The organism is Sphingomonas sp. 1F27F7B, assembly GCF_005503355.1.
Taxonomy (GTDB): domain Bacteria; phylum Pseudomonadota; class Alphaproteobacteria; order Sphingomonadales; family Sphingomonadaceae; genus Sphingomonas.
Window position 1 is genome coordinate 1 of sequence record NZ_SCMK01000025.1, and the last position, 17034, is coordinate 17034.

The window sequence follows — 17034 nt, forward strand, 5'->3', positions numbered from 1 at the left end:
CGCGAGCCGCGCCATTTGCTCGTCCGTCAGCCAGTACAGGTTGCTCACAGTCAGTCTCCTTGCGGAGCCTGAATCAGATCGCACCTCTCACATCAATGGGTCCTGACCCTAGGGCACTGCCCCCGCGGAGCCCACTCCGATCTCCCGCCCCACCGCGATCGCCTCCAGGAACGCACGGTCGTGGCTCACCACCAGCAGCGCGCCGTCATAGCCGGCGAGCGCCGCCTCCAGCACTTCGATCGATTCCATGTCGAGATGGTTGGTCGGCTCGTCGAGCAGCAGCAATTGCGGCACGGTCTCGCCGCCGAGCACGCAGGCCAGCCCCGCGCGCAGCCTTTCGCCGCCGCTCAGGTCGCGGACCCGCTTGAGCGCATCCCGGTTGCGGAACGCGAAGCGCGCGCAGGCCGCATGGGCCTCGCGCTCGGTGGCGCCGGCATGCAGCCGCCGGAAATTCTCCAGCACCGACGCCTCAGGATCGAGCAGCCCGACATGCTGGTCGAGCATCGCCACCCGCCCCTCGGCCCGCCGCACCGTGCCGCGATCCGGCGCCGATTGTCCCGCCGCCATCCGCAACAGGCTCGTCTTGCCCGCGCCATTTGGCCCGGTCACCGCCACGCGCTCGGGCCCGACAATCTCGAAGCGCCACGGCCCGAACACCCGCTCGCCCCGCACCAGCCCCGCATCCTCGAACGCCAGCAGCCAGCGATTGGCGGGCAACCCGGTCGCCGGCAGCGCGATCGTGAGCGGCGTGATCACCTCCACCGCCTCGCGCGCCGCCGCCAGCCGCGCCGCCGCATCGCCGACCAGCCGCTCGCCCAGGCCCATGCCGCGCGCCGCCGAATTCTCCGCCCGTTCCTTCTGCCGGCCGAGCAGGATCTTCGGCGCCGATCCACTCGCCGCATAGACGCGGCCCGCCCGGTCGCGCCGCGCCTGGCGTTCCTGTACCCGCTGCGCCCCGGCCTCGGCGCCGCGCAGCGCATCGCCCGCGCGCTCAACCTCGGCCGCCGCCCGCGCCCGCTCCGCCGCGCGCGCCGCCGCGAAGGCCGACCAGCCGCCGCCGAACGCCCGCACCCCCATCGGAGTCAGCTCGACGATCCGGTCCATATGCTCGAGCAATGCCCGGTCATGGCTGGCCACCAGCACCCCGCCGCGCCACCCGTGCACCAGCGCCGTCACCGCCGCGCGCCCCTCGGCATCGAGATTGTTGGTCGGCTCGTCGAGCAGCAGCAGGTCGGGTGCATCGATCCGCAGCCGGGCGATCCCTGCTCTCGTCCGCTCGCCGCCCGAAAGCGTCGCCACGCGCCGGTCGAGCGCAATCGCGCCCAGCCCCGCCTCGGCCAGCGCCGCGCCGACGCGCTCCGCCAATGTCCAGTCGGCCTCGGCGAGATCCTCCGCGTCGCCCTCGCCCGCCAGCACCCGCGCCAGCCGCGCGAGCCCGGCGCGCACGCCGAGCACGTCGCCGACGCGCCAGTCGCCCGGCCATTCCTGGCGCAGCACGCCCACCGAGGCCGAGCGCATCAGGTTTCCGCCCAGAGGCGCCGCTTCGCCCGCGACGATACGCAGCAAAGTCGACTTGCCCGAGCCGTTGCGGCCCACCAGCCCGGTGCGCTCCCGCCCCAGCGCCAGCGTCAGGTCATCGAAGAGCAGCCGGCCTTCAGGCGTGACGGCGGAAAGCGAATCCAGAGTTACGAAGCAAGACATGCGACACCTGCGGGCAGGACGAGACGATCGGGCGAGCGATGGTCGGTTCCTGGCGCATGGCGGCTTACTCCCTGGCGATATTCGACGCGCTATCTGGCGGCGCGAAGCGGGAATGGCAAGCGTCGCTCCCTCCCGTTCGACGTCCCGTCCAGACGCGCCGGATCGTAATGCGCAGCGGCACCTGCCATTTGCGGCGACGATCGCCACCGACGTCGCCGCAGGGCGTTTCCCAGAGGCGAGGATGTCCATGGTGGGTGCGGCGAACAAGGCGATCCGGGGAAGCCGGCGCGCGCCGCACTCCATCCCCCGCCGCCCGCTCGCCAGTGACAAATGCCCCCGGCATGGCCATCTTTCCACCATGACCGCGCCCCGTCCCCTGACCGCCGGCGAAGCCGAACTCGCCCGCTCGGTGTTCGGCGACGCGCTCGATCCGGGCCGCGCCTTCGTCGCCAATCGCAAATGGGCGTTCTTCCAGCCGCGCAACACCACCATGGCGCCGCTCGGCACGATCCATTTCAACCCCGCCTCGGGTCTCTACCATGAGGACTTCGCCACCGCCCCGCTCGCGCTGCAGGGGCTGTTCGTCCACGAGCTCGTCCATGTCTGGCAGCACCAGCAAGGCCTGTTCCTGCCGCTGCGTCGCCATCCCTTCTGCCGCTATGGCTATACGCTCGAGCCCGGCCGGCCGTTCGAACGCTATGGCATCGAGCAGCAGGCCGAGATCGTTCGCCACGCCTTCCTGCTCCGGCGGGGCATCGATCTGCCCGGCGCCGCGCCGCTCGCCAGCTACACGGCGCTGCTGCCCTTCCGCACCGCCTAGGGCAATCGGCATTTGCGATCGGGGAGGAAGGCCTGCGCAAGTGGCGGGTCACCCCGGCCTTGAACCGGGGTGACCGGGGGAAATCAGAGGCTCGTTCGGGTTCTCAACCCAAGATGTGGCGACGATAGGCCGACCTATGACGGCGCGGGCTCTTCGGACGAGATCTTGGGCTCGCGCGGTGGCGGAGCCGGGCGCGGGGCCGGCGGCGGCGTGTAGCTGGGCCGCGGCGGCGGCGCGCTGCCGGGCGCTGGCGGCGTGGGCCGCTGCCACCCACCCTCCGGCCGTGGCGGACGCGGCGGCGTGGGCATCGCGCCATCCCCGGCGACAGGCGGCCGCGGGCGGTTCCAGCCACCCTCCGGGCGCGGCGGACGCGGCGGCGCAGGCATCGCGCCGTCCCCGACGACAGGCGGCCGCGGACGGTTCCAGCCACCCTCCGGGCGCGGCGGACGCGACCATCTTGGCGGAACGGGCGGATTCTCCACCGCAGCGGGCGGCGGGACCGGCGCGGGCGACGGCGTCGTCGCCGGCGGCGCCACCACGGGCGGCGGCGGTGTCGGGCGCTGCCAGCCGGTACCGGTGCCCGGGCGCGGTGGGCGCGAACCGGAATCCGGCGGGTTGCCCGCGCCCGGTTCCGCCCCGGGCGACACCGGCAGGTCGGGCCGCGCACGGCGCCAGCCGGGCGAGCGCGGACCGTCCGGTCCGCCGGCCCAGGGGCGCGTCATCGGCGGGCGGACCGGCCCCGAGGCGCCGCCGGGCTCCGCGATCGGCATGCCCGGGCGCGGCGGCGGGCTCGTCCCCGGCGCACCGGGGCGCACCGGCTGGCCCGGCTGGGGCGGGCGGCCACCGTCCGGTCGCCGGGACCAGCCCCAGCCCGGCTGCGGCGGGCGTCCGGTCCCCGGCTGGCCCGGTTGATGCGATCCGCGGCCCGGCGGATGGAAACGGCCCGGTGGCGGTCCCTGAAAGCCCCCCTCGCGCCAGTGGCGGAAGCGCTCCGCGTCTCCGCGGCGGCGGCGTTGCTCCGCCTCGAAGCGACGGCGCCAAGCCGCGGCGTCGCCGCGATCATGATAGCGGGTCCAGCCCGAATAGCGGCTGCGTCCGCTGTCCCAGACCTGGATGAAGCTGAGGAGATAGGGGCTGGTATCGATCCAGGCGTCGGTATCCACCGGGCGATAGTCGCGCCCCGCCAGCGCCTCGCGCAGCCGCACGGCGCGCGCATAGAGGCTTCCGGCCGCATCGTCATAGTCGCCGAACTCGGCACGCGGCGCCGCCTCGCCATCGGCGTCATAGACCATCGCAAGCCGTCCGCGCACATAGGCGAAGCTCATCCCCGGCTCCACCGCGAGGAACGGCCCCGACGCGCCCGGCGAGAAATAATAGCTGCGGATGCCGCCCGTGCCCGCATCCTCCACGATGATCGTGTAGCCGTCGGTCGTCTGCCACGCCCAGGGCTCCCGCCCCTCGAAGGCGAAGGCGAAGTCAGGCGGCGCGTCGCCGATCGCGTCCCACAGCGCATCCGCCTGGTCGATCCATTGATAGTCTTCCGGCGATTGCGGCGCGGACTGGCCCATTCCCGCCGGCGCCGCCACCGTCATTCCGGGCAGCGCCAGTGCCGCCCCGGCCAGCATCGTCAGCCGGATCATCCTTTCGAACCGCATCGCCCTTCCCTCCTGTATCCCGCCATGAGCTTCCGCCTGCGCCGCTGAACGGCGTGTGAAATGCATATGCAGCTTCGAGAAAGGAAGACGACCGCGATCCCTTCCCCATTCACCCGCAGGCCCGTCGGCCGCGGCAACTGGCAACTGGCAACTGGCAACTTCTGTCCGGCGTTCCTACATCCGCACTGGAAACCCCATAAGAACAAAGCTAGAACCCCGGCATGGCACTTACCACCATCTCCGTCCGCGGCGCGCGTGAGCACAATCTCAAGGGCGTGGACGTCGACATCCCGCGCGACACGCTCACGGTGATCACCGGCCTGTCGGGCTCGGGCAAGTCGAGCCTCGCCTTCGATACCATCTATGCCGAGGGACAGCGCCGCTATGTCGAGTCGCTGAGCGCCTATGCCCGTCAGTTCCTCGAGCTGATGCAGAAGCCCGATGTCGAGCATATCGAGGGTCTCAGCCCCGCAATCTCGATCGAGCAGAAGACGACTTCGCGCAATCCGCGTTCGACGGTCGCCACGGTCACCGAGATCTATGATTACATGCGCCTGCTCTGGGCGCGCGTCGGCGTGCCCTATTCGCCGGCCACCGGCCTGCCGATCTCGGCGCAGACCGTATCGCAGATGGTCGATCGCGTCCTCGCCCTGCCCGAGGGCACGCGCCTGCTCCTCCTCGCCCCGGTCGTGCGCGGCCGCAAGGGCGAGTATCGCAAGGAACTCGCCGAATGGCAGCGCGCCGGCTTCCAGCGCGTCCGCATCGACGGCGAGACCTATCTGATCGAGGAAGCCCCGGCGCTCGACAAGAAGTACAAGCACGACATCGAAGTGGTGGTCGACCGCCTCGTCGTGTCGGACAGCATCGGTACGCGCCTGGCGGAGAGCTTCGAGACCGCGCTCAAGCTCGCCGAGGGGCTGGCCTATGTGGATCTGGTGGACGCCAGCGTCGCCGAAGTGACGGGTGCCCGCGTCCAGGAAGCCCGCGCCGAGTTCAACGCCACCGGCGGCAGCCTCAAGGGCGCCGGCATCCCGGACAATCGCATCGTCTTCTCCGAGAAGTTCGCCTGCCCCGTCTCCGGCTTCACCATCCCCGAGATCGAGCCCCGCCTCTTCTCGTTCAACGCGCCCCAGGGCGCCTGCCCGGCCTGTGACGGCCTGGGCGAGAAACTGGTGTTCGACGAGGACCTGGTCGTCCCCAATCACGATCTCAGCCTCAAGAAGGGCGCAGTCGTCCCCTGGGCCAAGTCCAACCCGCCCAGCCCCTATTACATGCAGGTGCTGGGCAGCCTCGCCCGCGAGTTCGGCTTCAGCCTCGACACGCCCTGGCGCGACCTGCCCGGCGAGGTCCGGCTGATCATCCTCCACGGCACCGGCGGCAAGCCGGTCACGCTCACCTTCGTCGACGGCAAGAAGAGCTACGACGTGAAGAAGCCGTTCGAAGGCGTGATCGGCAACCTCAACCGCCGCATGCTGCAGACCGAATCCGCCTGGATGCGCGAGGAACTGGCCAAGTACCAGGCGGCGCACCCGTGCGAGACCTGTGGCGGCGCCCGCCTCAAGCCCGAGGCGCTGGCGGTCAAGATCGCCGGCGAGGACATCAGCCACGCCACGCGCCTCTCGGTGGTCGACGCGCTCGGCTGGTTCCAGAAGCTGCCCGACACGCTCACCCCGCAGCAGAGGGAGATCGCCCGCGCGATCCTCAAGGAGATCGACGAGCGGCTCGGCTTCCTCAACAATGTCGGGCTCGACTATCTCAACCTCGACCGCACTTCGGGCACGCTTTCGGGCGGCGAGAGCCAGCGCATCCGCCTCGCCAGCCAGATCGGCTCGGGACTCTCAGGTGTCCTCTACGTGCTCGACGAGCCGTCGATCGGCCTTCACCAGCGCGACAACGACATGCTGCTCGCCACGCTCAAGCGGCTGCGCGACCTCGGCAACACCGTGCTGGTGGTCGAGCATGACGAGGATGCGATCCGCACCGCCGACTATATCCTCGACATGGGACCCGGCGCCGGCGTCCATGGCGGCGAGATCGTCGCGCGCGGCACGCTGGACGAGATCCTCGCAAGCACGGGCTCGGTGACCGCCGACTATCTCAACGGCACCCGCGAAGTCCCCGTCCCGGCCAAGCGCCGCAAAGGCACCGGCAAGAAGCTCACCGTCGAGAACGCCACCGCCAACAACCTCCGCGGCGTCACCGCGTCGATCCCGCTCGGCACCTTCACGTGCATCACCGGCGTCTCGGGCTCGGGCAAGTCGAGCTTCACGATCGACACGCTCTATGCCGCCGCCGCGCGCCAGCTGAACGGCGCCCGCCTGCTCGCCGGCAAGCACGACCGGATCACCGGCCTCCAGCACCTGGACAAGGTGATCGACATCGACCAGTCGCCGATCGGCCGCACGCCGCGCTCGAACCCGGCCACCTATACGGGCGCCTTCACCAGCATCCGCGACTGGTTCGCCGGTCTGCCCGAGGCGCAGGCGCGCGGTTACAAGCCGGGCCGCTTCAGCTTCAACGTCAAGGGCGGCCGTTGCGAGGCGTGCCAGGGCGACGGCGTGCTCAAGATCGAAATGCACTTCCTGCCCGACGTCTATGTCACCTGCGACGTCTGCCACGGCGCGCGCTACAACCGCGAGACGCTGGAAGTGAAGTTCAAGGGCCAGAGCATCGCCGACGTGCTCGACATGACGGTTGAGGACGCGGTCGAGTTCTTCAAGGCGGTCCCGCCGATCCGCGACAAGATGGCGATGCTGGCCGAAGTCGGGCTGGGGTATGTCAAGGTCGGCCAGCAGGCGACGACGCTTTCGGGCGGCGAGGCGCAGCGGGTGAAATTGGCGAAGGAACTGGCGCGAAGGGCCACCGGCAACACGCTCTACATCCTCGACGAGCCGACGACCGGCCTGCATTTCGAGGACGTCCGCAAGCTGCTGGAAGTGCTCCACGCGCTGGTCGAGCAGGGCAATACCGTGGTGGTGATCGAGCATAATCTCGACGTCATCAAGACTGCCGACTGGATCCTGGACCTCGGCCCCGAGGGCGGCGTCAAGGGCGGCGAGATCGTCGCCCAGGGCACGCCCGAGGAAGTGGTCAAGGAGCCGCGCAGCTATACGGGCAAATATCTGGCGCCGCTGCTGAAGCAAAAGGCCAAGGAGCCCGTCGCGGCGGAATGAACCGATCCGCGGGGAGAGGGGCGCGGGCCCCTCTCCTCCCCTTCAATAGAAGCGCGCATAGGCCTTGGCGCTGCCGAAGCTGCCCCGGCAGTATCGCGCGTTGCTGGGCCAGGGCTTCCTGCCGTTGCGGTACGACCAGCTGCTCGATTCCCAGCCATAGGTAATCAGCAGCTTGCCCGGCCGCGCCTGGACCTGCTGGCCGATCCAGCGGTCGAATGCCGCCTGCATCAGCCCGGTGACGCGCGCCGCGTCGCCGCAGTTGCGCACGCCGCTCCAGGTGCCGATCGCGCCGGCGAGGTCCGTGCGGGCGATCTCGATCCGGGCGGTATCCGGGTTGGCCGGCAGCGCGTCGCGCGTCAGCTCCCTGGCGGCGAGCGTCTCCTGCGCCTGGGCCCCGAACGGCGCGAGCAGGGCAGCCGCAGCAGCGGCCAATGCGATCCTGTAGCTCATCTTTCTTCTCCCTAAGCGGAGGACCAGGTCCTCCCGCCCCCCGGAATAGCGCCCGCCGGCGCCATCCCGCGTGACGGCGATCACGCTCCGGCGGGGAGGGGGGAGGGGAGGGATGACCGTGAACGGGACGACGCAGCACGGACGTCGATCGACGGCGACGCCGAGCGCGAAGATCGACCCCGCCCACGCGACCGTCGCGGAAGCGGTGCCCTCGTGACGGGGCTTGCACTTTCGACGCCCGCTCCCCACATACTGTACGCTACAGTCGCATTTCGACGGTTTTCGGCGCTTTGCGGCCCCTTTTCCTTCCATCTGCCCCTTGCAGCGCGAGGTCCGCTCGCACTGAGCGGCCGATACGGGAAGAAAGGAACCCGCATGACATATACCGGCACCGTCAAGTTCTTCGATGCGACGAAGGGCTTCGGCTTCATCTCGCCCGATGGCGGCAAGGACGATCATTTCGTCCATATTTCCGCAGTCGAGCGTTCGGGCATGGGCACGCTCAGCCAGAACCAGCGCGTGAGCTACGACCTGGAGAACGACAAGCGCGGCCGCCCGTCGGCTGCCAATCTGTCGCCGGCCGAATAACAGACTCCGACAGGCGGCCTTGGCCGCTGGCGGCGTCTTCCGCTCCCCGATGGGGGCGCCGCCACTCCAACGTCCTCTTTTGGAGAACGCATCCGTGGCAAACCAACCCGATTTCCGGGCTCAGGCGGCGAAATGCCGTGCCGAGGCCGATGCCACTTCGCTCGAAAATGTCCGCGAACAGCGGCTGCGAGCAGAGGCGGCATGGCTCGAAATGGCCGTCCGCCAGGAACGGACCGTCCGCTCGCGCATTGCACGAGAGGCGGCCAGTCCGGCCATCCAGTCAACAATACAGGAAACTACATGAACTTTTTCAATCGAATACACGAAACCCAGATTACCCGCGGCGCCAGCCGGCCCTTCGAGGCCTTCGTTCCGCCGCACCGCCGCCTCTTCCCCCTCGAGACCAGCCAGCGTCAGCGCGCCATTGCCCGCGCCGCGGCGATCGAGGTGCTCGGCTAAGGGCCGGCGCTTTTCCGGGGCCGGCTTGCGGCCTGGCCCCGCTTTCCCTCTTTCCGTCCCTGCCGCATCCGGCCGTCCGGTATCCTGCCGCGACCAGCCGTTTGCGCCGGTGGTTTCGCTGCCGTCCTGTTGCGGACTATGCTCCGCGCGGGGCGGGGCATGTTCCACCAATGAAGGGGATGTCCATGAAGCGCTTCGTGATTCTGTTGCCGCTGTCGCTGACGCTGGCTGCCGCGGCCTGCAATTCCGGGCCCACGGTCACGGTCGAGAATGCCTCGGTCGAGGAAGTCTCGAACAAGGTTGCCGCGGCCCAGGGGGCCGGCAGCTTCATCTCGCCGGGCCATTGGGACGGCAAGGTCACCATCACCAATCTCGACATGCCGGGCATGGACAAGATGCCGCCCGAAATGGCGAAGGCGATGAAGGACAAGATGATGAAGGGCCAGGAGTTCGCCAGCTGCGTGACCCAGGCCGACGTCAAGTCGCCCAAGGCCGGCATGTTCGGCGGCGACAAGAGCTGCCGCTACGATCACTTCACCATGGCCGGCGGCACGATCGACGCGAAGATGACGTGCGAAGCCGCGGGCCAGAAGCGCGACATGACGATCAGGGGCAATTATTCGCCCGACTCCTATCACACCGAAGTGACGTCTACCGGGGGCCAGGCCGGCACCATGGCGATGACCATCGACGCGAAACGTGCCGGCGCCTGCACCGGCAAGGAGAAAAGCTGATCCGGGCGGCGGGGCGGCGCGACGCCTGCCCCGCCCGCCAATTTCGTGATGCCGTCAAATTCGTGATGGAGGCGAAACCTTTTCCGCCCCCCGTGCATTCCCCCTGGCGAGCGGGTTCACGGAGGAGAGACAGATGCGCATCCTGATCCTCGGCCTGGCGGCGTCTACGGCGCTCGCCGGCTGCACCGATTACGACACGCGGCCCGGCGGCGGCTATGGCTATCGCGACTATGATTATAACCGCCCCGATCCTTCCTATGGCGGCTATTATGCCGATCGCTATTATCGGGAGGGCCGCGGCTATCGCGAGCATCGGCTGGGCCGCGACGACCGGATCTATCGGGGCCAGGACGGCCGCTATTATTGCCGCCGGTCGGACGGCACCACCGGCCTGGTGGTCGGCGGCGTGGCCGGGGGCCTGCTCGGTGCGGCGATCGCTCCGGGCGGGTCGGAACTGCTCGGCGCCCTGCTCGGCGCGGCGGCGGGCGGCGCGGTCGGCAGCTCGGTCGACAAGGGCGAGACGCGCTGCCGCTAGTCCGCGCGGTCGCTCTTCAAGCCGGGCTCCGGATTCCCTAGATCGGGGCCCGGCAAGAAGGGAGAACCAGAATATGACGACCCGTACCGCGACGGCCCGCTATCAAGGCTTCGGCAAGGAAGGCAAAGGCCATATCACCACCCAGTCGGGCGTGCTGACCGACCAGTTCTACGGCTTCAACACCCGCTTCGCCGACGAGCCCGGCACCAACCCCGACGCCGCCCATGCCGGCTGCTTCACCATGGCGCTGAGCTTCGCCCTGGCCCGAGCCGGTTTCAGCGAGGGCTCGCTGGAGACGCGCGCCGCGGTGAAGCTCGAGCAGGATGGCGACGGTTTCACCATCACGCGCTCGGACCTGACGCTGACCGCCAGCGTCCCCGGCCTGGCCCAGGCACAGTTCGAAGCGCTGGCGGCCGGCGCCCATGCCAATTGCCCGGTCTCCAAGCTGCTCAAGGCCGAGAGCAGCCTCGACGCGACCCTGCTCTGATCGCCGCGGCCACCTCGGTGCCTGCCCCGGTGCTTGCAATATAGGGTTTCGCCTGCTTTGCCGGTGCCGTGGCGGCGGGATGCGCAGTCGCGCCCGCTCGCTTGACGGGAGCCGGGATGGCCCGCCGCGAAACGGAGCACGCGGGACATGCGCCGGGCTGCGGACAGGTGCTTGAGTTCTCGAACTGGCGGCAAACCCCGGTCCATATCTCAATTTCTTTCGTCGTCCCCGCGCAGGCGGGGATGACGGACTCCGCTGAATGTGTCCCGACCCAGGTTCCGCACCCGCCCTGGCGGCGCCGCGCAACGCAAAAGGGGCCCGGCATTGCTGCCAGGCCCCGTGTCGCCGGACTGCTGCCGTGGATCCGGACGGACCGTCGGCATGGTTTCGGCGGCATCCGCAGTTCGCGCCGGCAAGGGCATGCGAACCTTGGGTCGGTCGTCGAGGCTGGCCGTTGTCCACTCACCCCGAAGGGGAGTTGCGGTTACCAGCCTCGGCGGCCCGCTTCGTCTCGCCGGCCGGGGGCCGGAAATCGGAAGCCTTGCTGGATGCTTCTCTCCGCTCGATCCCTCCAGATCCTTCCGCATCGCTTGCGCGGCGCGTCCGGCTGGCCAGTCTCCCGGCGGGCCGTTCCTTCGCTCCCGAAGCCTGGTGCTTGCGCACCCGCTCCCGCGAACCAGGGTTCCGTCCCTTTCCGTTTCGTCCTTCCGCTTCCGGCCGCGCTTGCGCAACGTCTTCCGCTTCCGTTCGAACCGTGCTCCGGCGTCCCTCGAAACCTCGGCAGCGCCTGGGCGGCACTTCGGCTTCGCAACTTCCGGGGCCTCGCATCCCCGAACCGTAACCGAATGCGGTTTCCCGAAGGCACCTGCACCGTTTCCGGCCCGTGTAAGCTTCTGATCTTGCTTTGGTTTCCCGCCGCCGGACCGTTCCGCTTACAGTTATGATGGTGTCATCGAACCCGAGTCGCGCAAAGCGCGAAATGCCCCTGCAAACTTGTGAAGACTGTGGATAACGTGGACAACTAGGCAATATTATTGCGTGGTGACCAATTGGGAGGCGCCAATTCGAACCCGGCGAAATCAAAGCCCGGAACGACGATACAGCTCACCAGCGCCCATCCGTGCGGCGCTTCGGTCGCCTGCCAGCGATTCGCCGGGACCAGGCACTGGGGCGCATAGCCGGCGGTCACGTCGCCGCCAAGCGGGATCGTCGCCGGATCGCGGTCCGCCGCGTCGGCAATATGGAGTATGAGCGGGCTGCCCGCGTGCCAGAGCCACCATTCGTCGGCATCCACCCGGTGCCAGTGCGAGCGCTGGCCCCGCTCGAGCAGGAAATGGATCGCGGTGCCCCTGGCGCGCCCGTCCGGGCCCGGCGGCGCCCGCCAGGTCTCGCGGTACCAGCCGCCCTCGGGGTGCGGGGCCAGTTCCAGCCGCGCGATGATCGCCCGTGCTTCGTCCATTTCCTTCCCTCCGATGAACGGCGTGTAGTCTGCCGTTCATGAAACTAGTTCGGACCCGAAACGTTAGCCAAGCGGTTTGCCCAAAGTGCATCAGGAGTGAAACATGCGGAAATTTATTCTCGCGCTCGGCGTGATCGCCGTGGCGGTGCCGTCTGCCGGCTTGGTTCCCGTCGCGGCCAATGCCGCGCCGATGGCGAAGCCAGGTGCCGACGGCGCCTATGCCCAGGATCGCCGCGACCGCAGGCGCTATGAATATCGCGAATGGCGCGGCCGTGACGGCCGTACCTATTGCCGCAAGCCCGACGGCACCACCGGCCTGATCGTCGGCGGCGTGGCCGGCGCGCTGGTCGGCCGCACGATCGACACCCGTGGCGACCGCACCGTCGGTACGCTGCTCGGCGCCGCGGCCGGCGCGGTGGCGGGTCGCGAGATCGAGCGCAGCGGCAACAAGCGCCGCTGCCGCTGATCGCCCGGCGACGGACACGGAACGGTTCGCCCGGAGGACGCGCCGGGCGAACCGTTTCCATTTGGCGACGGGCCCGTTAACCCTTGCAGGCTATAAGCGGCGCCATGCTCCGCGTGCTCGTCCTCTCGACTCTCTTCCCCGATGCCTCGCGCCCCAATTTCGGCATCTTCGTCGAGCGCCAGACGCGCGCGCTGGCGGAGCGGCGGGATGTGGAGTTACGCATCGTCGCACCCCGCGGCCTGCCGCCAGGGCCGCTCGCCCGGCTCGGCCGCTATGCCCGCCTCGCTGCCCTGCCGGAGCACGAAAGCTGGCACGGGCTGACGGTCCATCGCCCTCGCTTTCGCAACCTGCCCGGGACCGGCGGCCGCTTCCACGCCCGGGCCCTCGCCGCCGCGCTGACTCCGCTGCTCGGCGAGATACGGAGGGAGTTTCCCTTCGACGTGATCTCCGCCGAGTTCTTCTTCCCCGACGGCCCGGCTGCCATCCTGCTCGGCGAGCGTTTCGGCGTGCCCGTCTCGATCAAGGCGCGCGGCTCGGACATCCATGACTGGGGCCGGCGCAAGGACATCGGGGCCCAGGTGATCGCCGCCGGGCGGGCCGCGGACGGCGTACTCTCGGTAAGCGATGCGCTGCGCGCCGACATGATCGCCATGGGCATTCCGGGCGAAAGGATCGAGACGATCACCACCGGCGTCGACTTGACCCGTTTCGCGCCGCGCGACGGCGCCGCCGCCAAGGCCGAGCTCGGCGTCGAGGGCCCGCTGGTCCTTTCGGTCGGCGCGCTGATCCCGATCAAGGGGCACGAGATCGTCATCGACGCCGTCGCCACGCTCCCCGGCGTCACGCTGTGGATCGCCGGAGAAGGCCCCGAGCGCAAGCGGCTCGAGGCGCAGATCGAGCGGCTCGGCCTGCGCGACCGCGTCAGGCTGCTCGGCTCCGTCCCGCCCGATCGGGTCGCCGCCGCGCTTGCCGCAGCCGATGCGATGGCCCTCGCCTCGGAACGCGAAGGCCTCGCCAATGCCTGGCTGGAGGCGCTGGCGAGCGGCACACCGGTGGTCATCCCCGATGTGGGAGGCGCCCGCCAGGTGGTTACCGCGCCGGCAGCCGGCCGCATCGTCGCCCGCACTCCCGCCGCCTTTGCCGAGGCGCTGGGCGCGCTGATCGCCGCCCCGCCCGCCGCGGCCGACACCCGCGCCATCGCCGCACCCTTCACCTGGGTGGCCAACAGCACCCGCCTCCACGCCTTTCTCCAGCGCCTCGTCGAGCGCCGCCGCGCTGCCTGAGGGAACCGCTTCGGCCCGCCCGCCGTTCGTGCCCGGGGCGTAACGGAAGAGAGATGGACGATGGACCCTTTTCGCAACTTGCCCGAGCCGCCCGCCGAAGCGGCACCGCTCGTCTACTATATCCTGCCCCGGGCCGAACCGGTTCCCGACGCGCCGATCGGCCCCGGCGACCTGGAAATCGAATTCGAGCCCGATTGGGAGGCGGAGGACGAGTGAGTGTTTTCCGCGTTGACTAGGCGGCGCCCGTCCATGACATTCATGACAGTGAAGTTACTAGCGGTGGAGACCGAGTGATGGCGGGCAAGAAAGACAAGAAGGCCGGCGATACCAAGCCCGAGAAGACGGGCTTTCTTCCCAAGAGCATCGCCGGGATGAAGCTGCCCAAGGAGCTGCGCAAGCAGCTCGACGCATTGGCCAAGCATCCGGTGGTGAACGACCTTCTCGCCGCCGGGCTGGCCGCCCTGGCCGCCAGGCTGAAGCCCGGCGAGAAGGCGGAAGCGGCGCCGGAGACTGCTCCTGCACCAGCGCCGGCCGCCACCGCCGCAAAGCCGGTGGTAAAGCGCGCTCGCTCCGTCGCCGCGAAGCCCGCCGCGAAGGCACCGTCACGAGCCAAGGCCGAGCCGAAGCCGGCAGCCAAGGCGCCGGCCAAGCCCGAAGCAAAGCCCGCGGCCAAGGCACCTGCCAAGGCCGCCATGGCCAAGACCCCGGCGGCCGAGGCCAAGCCGGCGGCGCCCAAGACCGCGGCAAAGCCCAAGGCCGCTTCCGCCAAGCCGGCTCCCGCGGCCACCACAGCCCCCAAGCCGGCACCGAAGCCGCTCAAGGCGGCGGCGGCCAAGGCGCCTGCCGCCGCGCCGCGCGCGACCACGCGCCGGGCCAAGGCCACGCCGCCCAAGACGACGCGCTGATCCTCTGCTAGGCACGCCGCCGAACCGGAAGACAGGGGGTTATCGATGGAGCACAAGCCGCACGCCGAGGGGCCGGCGCACGGTCTCGAGCGCATGGCGTTCTTTTCCGACGCGGTATTCGCGATCGCGATCACGCTGCTGGTGATCGAGATTCATGTGCCGCATGTCGCAGCACCCTATACCGATGTCGCGTTCCTCGCGGCGCTCGACAAGCTGATCCCCAATTTCATCGGCTTCTTCGTCTCGTTCTTCGCGATCGGTGCCTTCTGGGCGGGGCATCACCGCGCCTTCGATTGCGCGCGCCACTGGAGCCCCGCGCTGTTCGCCCCCAACCTGCTGATGCTCAGCACGATCGCGGCCATGCCTTTCTTCACGGCCTTTTCGGCGGAATATTTCGGCCACCGCGTGCCAACGGCCTTCTATTGCGGATGGATGGTGCTGATCTCGATCTTCAACATCATCGTCCAGCGCATCCTCACCGCGCCGCCGGTGGTGGGCGAGCATGTGTCGGAGCAGCATCGCAGAATGATCCGCCAACGCGGGCTGGCGGCGCTCCTGGGCTCGATCACCGCCCTGGTGGTCAGCCTGATCGTGCCGTTCCTCGGCCAGGTCGCGCTGATCTCCATCCCCTTGTGGCGCCAGCTGCTGATGCGCATCTCGCCGGCGCGCCAGAGCCAGAACGCGACCGAGACCTGATCCCCTTCGTCAGCCCGGGCCTTGGGCCCGACGCGGATCGGCCGCGCCGCGGGCTTCCGGACCCGAACTCCGATCCGGTCTAACGTTTCTTCGCCCAGGCGCGGTACTGGCGCGCGGTCAGGTCGACCAGGTCCCCTTGCGCCAGGTTCATGTCGATCAGGTGCAGCCCCCAGTCCTTGAGGATGACGTTGCCCACCTTCACGTCGCCGGGGATGGTATCGGTGCGCGCATCGGCGGGATCGGCGTTCACCGTCACCGCGAGATAGTGGAAGCCGTCCTTGTCGACGCACTCGGTCGAGATCAGGCCCGGCACGCTGACAAAGGGCGTGGTGACGGGCGCCCCGTCCTTGCTCCAGGCCTCGGCCGGCCCCGGGATCAGCATGTTGCCCCCGGCATTGAGATAGGCATGCGCCACCGCCCTGCCTCCGCCCAGCGCCGCCGGGTTGGTGCAGCCCGCCTCGACGCCCGGCCGATCCCCCTTGGCGAAGCGGCTGGCGGCGCTGGGCGGGGAATCGGCGCGGAAGCTCGCATAAGTGACCACGCAACCCGCCTGATCGGCGCGGCGGCACAGCGGGATCGTCGGGAACACGCCGCCCACGTCCTTGCCGATCGGGACCGGCACCGAGCTGCCGATCAGCATCGCCGAGACCAGCTGCTTCTGCGCGGGCTTGCCGTCGATCTCGCGGGCGACGAGCTGGGTGAGGATCAGCGAGCCCTGGCTGTGCCCGATCAGCACCACGCCGCGCCCCTTGTTGTCATGGGCCAGGTAATCGTCCCAGGCCGCCTTCACGTCGCGATACGCCATGTCGCGATCGATGGCCGGCGTGCCGCCGCCCATGATGCTCCGGAGCGCAGTGAGCGTCACCTGGCGATAGACCGGCGCGAACACGCGGCAATTGGCGCCGAACCGCGCCGCCTGGAACTGTGCGACCCGCTTCTCTTCCGGGCCGGGCACCATGTCGCTGTTGGGCGTCGTATCGAGCGAGATGGTCGGATAGACGTAGAAACAGTCGAACTTGGGATCGCTCGCGGCCTTGAACGGCTCGACGCTGTGCTTGCCGTCCGCGGCGACCACCGTCGTCGAGAGATCGGAGGTGCAGGCGTCCTGGCGGCCCGGACGGCACAGCCAGTTGGCGGCGTCGCGATAGTCCGGCGTGTCCGATTGCGCGGCCATTGCCAGCGCGAGCGCGAGAATCGAAACCATGGATCCCTCTCCCTCTTCGGCGCGATCCTGCGCCGGGGGAGGCGATCAGTCCAGCGGGTAGAGCGCCCCGGCGATCCAGCGCAGCTCGGCGCGCAACACGCCCCAGGCCCGGGCCGCGGCGCGGCTGTCCATCGCCTCGATGCCGATCCCCCGGGCACCCAGCGCGTCGATCAGGGCACGCGGCGGCCGCACCAGCGTCTTGCCAGTGCCAAGCAGCAGGAATTCGGGCCGGGGATCGAGGCCCAGCAAGGGTGCGAGATCGGCCTCGGCCAGTTCGGCGATGGGCGGCGGGGTCCATCCGTCGGCGCGCTCGGGCGTGATCAGCAGCCCCTCGTAGACGCCTTCGTCGACGCGAAAGCCACGCCCGGAGAAGCCGGAGATGACCGGCCCCTCCGCGCTGGCGCGCTTCACTTCCATCG

18 protein-coding genes are annotated in these 17034 nt (G+C 69.5%); 12 read left to right on the top strand and 6 right to left on the bottom strand.

The window, feature by feature from the left end; genetic code table 11:
• Nucleotides 1–108: 108 nt before the first annotated feature.
• Entirely contained in the window at nt 109–1701 is a 1593-nt protein-coding gene (locus tag FFS08_RS19120; RefSeq protein ID WP_137864101.1) for an ABC-F family ATP-binding cassette domain-containing protein, read from the bottom strand.
• Nucleotides 1702–2059: 358 nt separating this feature from the next.
• On the opposite strand from FFS08_RS19120, the gene FFS08_RS19125 reads away from it, so the two are divergent.
• Nucleotides 2060–2521, top strand: a complete 462-nt coding sequence (locus FFS08_RS19125; protein ID WP_137864100.1) for a vgr related protein — start codon at nt 2060–2062, stop codon at nt 2519–2521.
• 134 nt (nt 2522–2655) lie between these two features.
• Here FFS08_RS19125 and FFS08_RS19130 read toward each other — a convergent pair whose 3' ends face one another.
• Complete coding sequence (locus tag FFS08_RS19130; protein ID WP_137864099.1) at nt 2656–4176, bottom strand: YML083C domain-containing protein; 1521 nt, start codon at nt 4174–4176, stop codon at nt 2656–2658.
• A 221-nt stretch (nt 4177–4397) separates the two neighbouring features.
• On the opposite strand from FFS08_RS19130, the gene uvrA reads away from it, so the two are divergent.
• Nucleotides 4398–7349, top strand: coding sequence for an excinuclease ABC subunit UvrA (uvrA, locus tag FFS08_RS19135; protein WP_137864098.1), 2952 nt, complete (start codon nt 4398–4400; stop codon nt 7347–7349).
• 42 nt (nt 7350–7391) lie between these two features.
• On the opposite strand, the gene FFS08_RS19140 is transcribed toward uvrA, so the two are convergent.
• Nucleotides 7392–7799 carry a hypothetical protein gene (locus FFS08_RS19140; protein WP_137864097.1) on the bottom strand — a complete coding sequence of 136 codons (408 nt, stop codon included), beginning with the start codon at nt 7797–7799 and terminating at the stop codon, nt 7392–7394.
• 375 nt (nt 7800–8174) lie between these two features.
• Here FFS08_RS19140 and FFS08_RS19145 point away from each other — a divergent pair, with 375 nt between their 5' ends.
• From FFS08_RS19145 to FFS08_RS19165, 5 genes are all read left to right on the top strand, one after another.
• A complete protein-coding gene (locus FFS08_RS19145; protein ID WP_137864096.1) occupies nt 8175–8387 on the top strand; it encodes a cold-shock protein in 213 nt (70 codons plus the stop codon).
• Nucleotides 8388–8687: 300 nt separating this feature from the next.
• The gene (locus FFS08_RS23630) at nt 8688–8846 is read left to right on the top strand and encodes a hypothetical protein (protein WP_164040945.1); all 159 of its coding nucleotides are present in this window, start codon (nt 8688–8690) and stop codon (nt 8844–8846) included.
• Nucleotides 8847–9031: 185 nt separating this feature from the next.
• Nucleotides 9032–9580: a DUF3617 domain-containing protein gene (locus tag FFS08_RS23635; RefSeq protein WP_171012718.1), complete on the top strand. Its 549-nt coding sequence runs from the start codon at nt 9032–9034 to the stop codon at nt 9578–9580.
• A gap of 133 nt (nt 9581–9713) precedes the next feature.
• The gene (locus FFS08_RS19160; protein ID WP_171012719.1) at nt 9714–10115 is read left to right on the top strand and encodes a glycine zipper 2TM domain-containing protein; all 402 of its coding nucleotides are present in this window, start codon (nt 9714–9716) and stop codon (nt 10113–10115) included.
• A 73-nt stretch (nt 10116–10188) separates the two neighbouring features.
• Entirely contained in the window at nt 10189–10602 is a 414-nt protein-coding gene (locus FFS08_RS19165) for an OsmC family protein (protein ID WP_137864094.1), read from the top strand.
• A gap of 1021 nt (nt 10603–11623) precedes the next feature.
• On the opposite strand, the gene FFS08_RS19170 is transcribed toward FFS08_RS19165, so the two are convergent.
• The gene (locus FFS08_RS19170; RefSeq protein WP_137864093.1) at nt 11624–12061 is read right to left on the bottom strand and encodes a cupin domain-containing protein; all 438 of its coding nucleotides are present in this window, start codon (nt 12059–12061) and stop codon (nt 11624–11626) included.
• Between the two features lie 103 nt (nt 12062–12164).
• Between FFS08_RS19170 and FFS08_RS19175 the strand changes: the two genes are divergently transcribed.
• The 5 genes from FFS08_RS19175 to FFS08_RS19190 all read left to right on the top strand — a co-directional run bounded on the left by FFS08_RS19175 (nt 12165) and on the right by FFS08_RS19190 (nt 15411).
• Nucleotides 12165–12527 (top strand): glycine zipper 2TM domain-containing protein, encoded by a 363-nt coding sequence (locus FFS08_RS19175; RefSeq protein WP_137864092.1) that lies wholly within the window; start codon nt 12165–12167, stop codon nt 12525–12527.
• A 104-nt stretch (nt 12528–12631) separates the two neighbouring features.
• Entirely contained in the window at nt 12632–13810 is a 1179-nt protein-coding gene (locus tag FFS08_RS19180; protein ID WP_137864091.1) for a glycosyltransferase, read from the top strand.
• A 60-nt stretch (nt 13811–13870) separates the two neighbouring features.
• A complete protein-coding gene (locus tag FFS08_RS23640; RefSeq protein ID WP_171012720.1) occupies nt 13871–14026 on the top strand; it encodes a hypothetical protein in 156 nt (51 codons plus the stop codon).
• Between the two features lie 77 nt (nt 14027–14103).
• Nucleotides 14104–14715, top strand: coding sequence for a hypothetical protein (locus FFS08_RS19185; RefSeq protein WP_137864090.1), 612 nt, complete (start codon nt 14104–14106; stop codon nt 14713–14715).
• A gap of 45 nt (nt 14716–14760) precedes the next feature.
• The gene (locus FFS08_RS19190) at nt 14761–15411 is read left to right on the top strand and encodes a TMEM175 family protein (RefSeq protein WP_137864089.1); all 651 of its coding nucleotides are present in this window, start codon (nt 14761–14763) and stop codon (nt 15409–15411) included.
• Nucleotides 15412–15490: 79 nt separating this feature from the next.
• On the opposite strand, the gene FFS08_RS19195 is transcribed toward FFS08_RS19190, so the two are convergent.
• Nucleotides 15491–16615 carry a DUF3089 domain-containing protein gene (locus FFS08_RS19195; protein ID WP_137864088.1) on the bottom strand — a complete coding sequence of 375 codons (1125 nt, stop codon included), beginning with the start codon at nt 16613–16615 and terminating at the stop codon, nt 15491–15493.
• Nucleotides 16616–16660: 45 nt separating this feature from the next.
• Entirely contained in the window at nt 16661–17032 is a 372-nt protein-coding gene (locus FFS08_RS19200; RefSeq protein ID WP_137864087.1) for an Mth938-like domain-containing protein, read from the bottom strand.
• Nucleotides 17033–17034: the final 2 nt, after the last annotated feature.